The organism is Bradyrhizobium sp. (genome assembly GCF_017881085.1).
Classification (GTDB): domain Bacteria; phylum Pseudomonadota; class Alphaproteobacteria; order Rhizobiales; family Xanthobacteraceae; genus Bradyrhizobium.
Genome location: NZ_JADGRI010000408.1, coordinates 1 through 4050 on the forward strand (window position 1 = coordinate 1; position 4050 = coordinate 4050).

Annotated in this window: 3 protein-coding genes; all 3 read right to left on the reverse strand. The window is 63.1% G+C overall.

Features of this window, described 5'->3' with window-relative positions:
- A partial coding sequence (locus QZ213_RS25580; protein WP_291688850.1) for an amino acid ABC transporter substrate-binding protein occupies nt 1–1223 on the reverse strand: 1223 nt, incomplete at its 3' end.
- A gap of 65 nt (nt 1224–1288) precedes the next feature.
- The gene (locus QZ213_RS25585; RefSeq protein ID WP_291688851.1) at nt 1289–3682 is read right to left on the reverse strand and encodes a xanthine dehydrogenase family protein molybdopterin-binding subunit; all 2394 of its coding nucleotides are present in this window, start codon (nt 3680–3682) and stop codon (nt 1289–1291) included.
- Nucleotides 3679–4050 (reverse strand): (2Fe-2S)-binding protein (locus tag QZ213_RS25590; RefSeq protein WP_291688852.1); only part of this gene is annotated, 372 nt, incomplete at its 5' end. The genes QZ213_RS25590 and QZ213_RS25585, both read right to left, overlap by 4 nt.

A 4050-nucleotide genomic window follows, 5' to 3' on the forward strand; every position in this document is an offset into this window, starting at 1 on the left:
GGGAACAGGATCACCTGCTTGCCCGGGCTGCGGAACTGCTCGATGTTCTTGTCCACGACACCGCGGAACTGCGCCTGCAGCGTCGCGGTTTCCTTTCGCTCGCCGTCCGCCGAAAACGCGATCGGCCCAACGATGGTCTTGTGCTCGTTTTCGCGCAGATATTTTGCAATCGCCTTCTGGTCGAGCGAGCCAGTCGCCTTGATGGCCTGCTCGACGAGTTGACCGCTGGCGTAGCCGAACGGCGCAAGATAGTAGCCCAGCGGGTCGACCTTGGCTTCCACAGCCCGCTTCGTGTAGGTCTCGAAGAACGCCTTGGTCCCATCGAAATACATGCTCGGTTCCGGGAGCCATGAATTGTAGTTGACGACGCCGTTGAGCAGCGAGCCCAGGTTCTCCATGACCGCGCCGAACTGCAGGCCAACCATGCCGCCGCCGAAAATCTTGACGTTGTCTCCGATCCCGATCTCATTCACGGCGCGCAGAATTCCCGCAGAATCCGGCGGATAGGACGCGACATAGACGATGTCAGGCTTGGCCGATTTGAGCGCGCGGATGATGCCGGAGAATTCCACCGTGTTTGGCGGATATGCCTGGTCGAAAACGATCGGCATGTTGAACCGCTTTGCGACGTCCCTTGCGGTCAGCGCCAGATTCTGTGCGAATTCCTGGTCTGCCGCGAGAAGCGCAACGGTCTTGCCGCCGGCCTTCTGCCCCAGTCCGAGGAACGATGCTGCCCAGCTGTCGGGCGGGCCCCATGGCGCATTATTGAACCACATGTCGTGGCCGACCTTGCTGTTCACCTGGAACGAGAAGTTACCGATCAGCAACAGGCCACGCGATTTGACGAGCGGCATGATCGGCGCCGTTGGCACGGTTGCGTAAGGCGCGAACAGGAGATCGACCTTGTCGACGTCCAGCAGCTTTGAGTAGATCGCCGGTGTTTCTGAAGCGCTCGATTTGTCGTCATAGACCACGAGTTCGACCTTGCGGCCGAGCAAGCCACCCCTGGTGTTGACGTCGTCCCGCCAGATCTCGATGCCAAGCAGCGAAGCCTTGCCGCCGCCCGCAAGACCGCCGGTTTGAGCCATGCTCATGCCGATTTTGATCGGCGTCTGTTGAGCGCCAACGCTTGAGTTCAGCCCAAGCATGGCTGCGCCCGCGCCAACCGTCGTCAGCAGGCGGCGGCGGGTGATCGATCCGGATTTTGCGGTCTTCTTGGTCATGGTGTCCTCCCCTGGATTTTATGTTCTTGGATCCATTATATTCGGTTTTGCAGCCTAGTCCTCGCTCAAATTCGTCCCAGCGCGGTCAGAACGAGCTGCGGCGTCAGCGGAATCTCGGTGATCATTGCGCCGAACGGCCTGAGCGCATCATTCACCGCATTGGCTACCGCCGCCGCGGCGCCGGCCGTCCCGGCCTCGCCGGCGCCCTTGGCCCCCAACTCGGTCTCGGCGGTCGGGGACACCACGTGGCCGACGTCGATATCGGGCATCTCGCCGGACATCGGGACCAGATAATCGGCCATGTTGGCGTTGGTCAGCTGGCCGCGTTCGTCGTAGACGCACTTCTCGAACAGCGCCGCGCCAAGGCCCTGCACCACCCCACCCCGGATCTGTTCGTCGACCAATTGCGGATTAATGATGGTGCCGCAATCCTCGACCACCCAGTGCCGGAGTAGTTTGATGAAGCCGGTATCGGTATCGACTTCAAGCCAGGAGGCCTGAACGCCGTTGGTGAAGGCGAACGGATATTCGCGCGGCACGAAATGGCGGGTCGCCATCAATTCCGGCTGAATGCCGGGCGGCAGCGTGTCCGGGCGGAAATAGACGATCCTGGCGAGCTCGCGCAGCTCGATGCGCGACGAGCCGTCGCTTGCATTCACCACGGCGCCCTTGACGATGTCGAGTTCGGCCGGCGACGACTGCAGGATCGCAGCCGCGACTTCGAGAAGATTCTTGCGCAGGATCTTGGCCGCCTGAAGCGCGGCCTCGCCGCCGATTCCGGCGCCCCGCGACGCCCACGTGCCGCCGCCATATGGCGTGTTGTCGGTGTCACCGAGAATGACCCGGACGCGCTCCATCGGAACCCCGAGGACGCTGCCGACGATCTGCGCGGTGAGCGATTCGGAGCCCTGCCCCTGCTCGGTGATGCTGGTCTGGCAGATTACCGAACCCTGGGCGTCCAGCCGCACCGTGACGCCATCCTGCGACGAGATCCTGGCGCCACCGACCCCGTAAAACGCCGCGCTGGGATTGGTTACCTCGATGAAGCTCGCGATCCCAATGCCGCGATGAATGTTCTTGCTTCGCAGCGCCGCCTGCTCGGCGCGCAGCGCGTCATAGTCCATCATCGCCATCAGCTTGTTCATCGCGGCGTGATGCGACAACAGCTCAAACCGCAGTCCCGACGGCGAGGCGCAGGGGTAAGCGTCGTCGGCAATGAGATTGCGGCGGCGGATCTCCACCGGATCCATCCCGATTTTCGCGGCCGCCAGATCGACCAGCCCCTCCGTCACCGAACACGCGATGGGATGGCCGACCGCGCGATACTGGCACATCACGTTCTTGTTCTGGAACACCACGCGGGCGCGCGCGCGATAATTCTTGGTCACATACGGCCCGCCGACGAGGTTGACCACCTGGTTGGCTTCGATGGCGCTGGTGCGCGGATACATCGAATAGGGGCCGATGCCGGTGAGATCGTCGATCTCGAACGCCGTGATGGACCCGTCGCGCTTGACGCCGATCCGGCCCTTGCAGCGATGGTCGCGGGCGTGGATGTCGGTGTTGAAACTTTCGACACGGTCGGCGACGAACTTGATCGGCCGGCGCAGCATTTTCGACAGCGCATAGGTCGCCATTTCATCGGCGTAGATGTGGACCTTGATGCCGAAGGAGCCGCCGACGTCCTTGCAGACCACGCGCACCTGCTGCTCCTCCAGCCGTAGATGGAGGGCCGCGATGTTCTGCACCATGTGCGGCGCCTGCGTCCCCTGGTAGATCGTGAGCCTTTCCTCGGCGGCATTCCAGTCGGCGACCACCGCGCGCGGCTCCAAGGTCACGCCGGTATGTCGGCCAAAGACAAAATCCGCTTCCACCACCTCGTCGGACTCCGCGAACGCCGCATCGACGGTACCGGCGTCGAGGTTGCGTTCAAAGGCAAGGTTGTCCCCGAGCGTAGGATGAATGACCGCAGTTTGCGGATCGAGCGCGGTGCGCATGTCCGTCACCGCCTCCAGTTCCTCATACTCGACCCGCACGATTTCCGCGGCGTCCTCGGCCACGGCGCGGCTGGTCGCGACGATGGCGGCGACGGCCTCACCCTGCCAGCAGACCCGATCGATCGCGATCGCATGCTGCGGCGCCGATTTGAGGCCCTTCAGATGCGAGAGAACGCCGACCCAGGGCGTGATCACGGACGCGAGCTCTTCGCCGGTCACAACGGCGATGACGCCGGGCACCCGCCTCGCCTCGCCGGCGTCGATTCCGATGATCTTCGCATGCGCATGCGGCGAGCGCAGGAACACCACCTGCGCCATTCGCGGCAGTTCCATATCGCTGACATAAAGTCCCCGCCCCTGCATCAGCCTCTCGAGGTTTGGGCGTGGGACCACTTTGCCGATGTAGGAGTTCGGCCGATCCAATTCGGAGAGAATTTCGGGATTAGCTGATGTCAAAATCATGACTGGAGCCCCGCGCGCAATCGCGCCGTGGTCTCCACCGCGTCGACAATGGCCTGGTAGCCGGTACAGCGGCAGTAATTCCCGGAAAGATGCTCGCGGATCTGTTCCCGGTCCGGTTCGGCTTGCTGTTTCAACAAATCCTGCGCGGCCATCAGCATGCCCGGCGTGCAGTAGCCGCACTGCAACGCGTTGCGATCGCGAAACGCGGCCTGCAGATCGGCGACCTCGCCGCTGTCAGACAACCCCTCGATGGTCTCAACGGAAGCGCCATGCGCCTGTACCGCCAGCATCAGGCAGGACCGAACGATGTCGCCGTTCACACGCACCGTGCACGCGCCGCAAACCCCGTGCTCGCAGCCAACATGCGT

Excerpts from the sequence above, each read along its gene's own strand:
- QZ213_RS25585 (WP_291688851.1), bottom strand. The coding sequence starts at position 3,682 with ATGATTTTGACATCAGCTAATCCCGAAATTCTCTCCGAATTGGATCGG.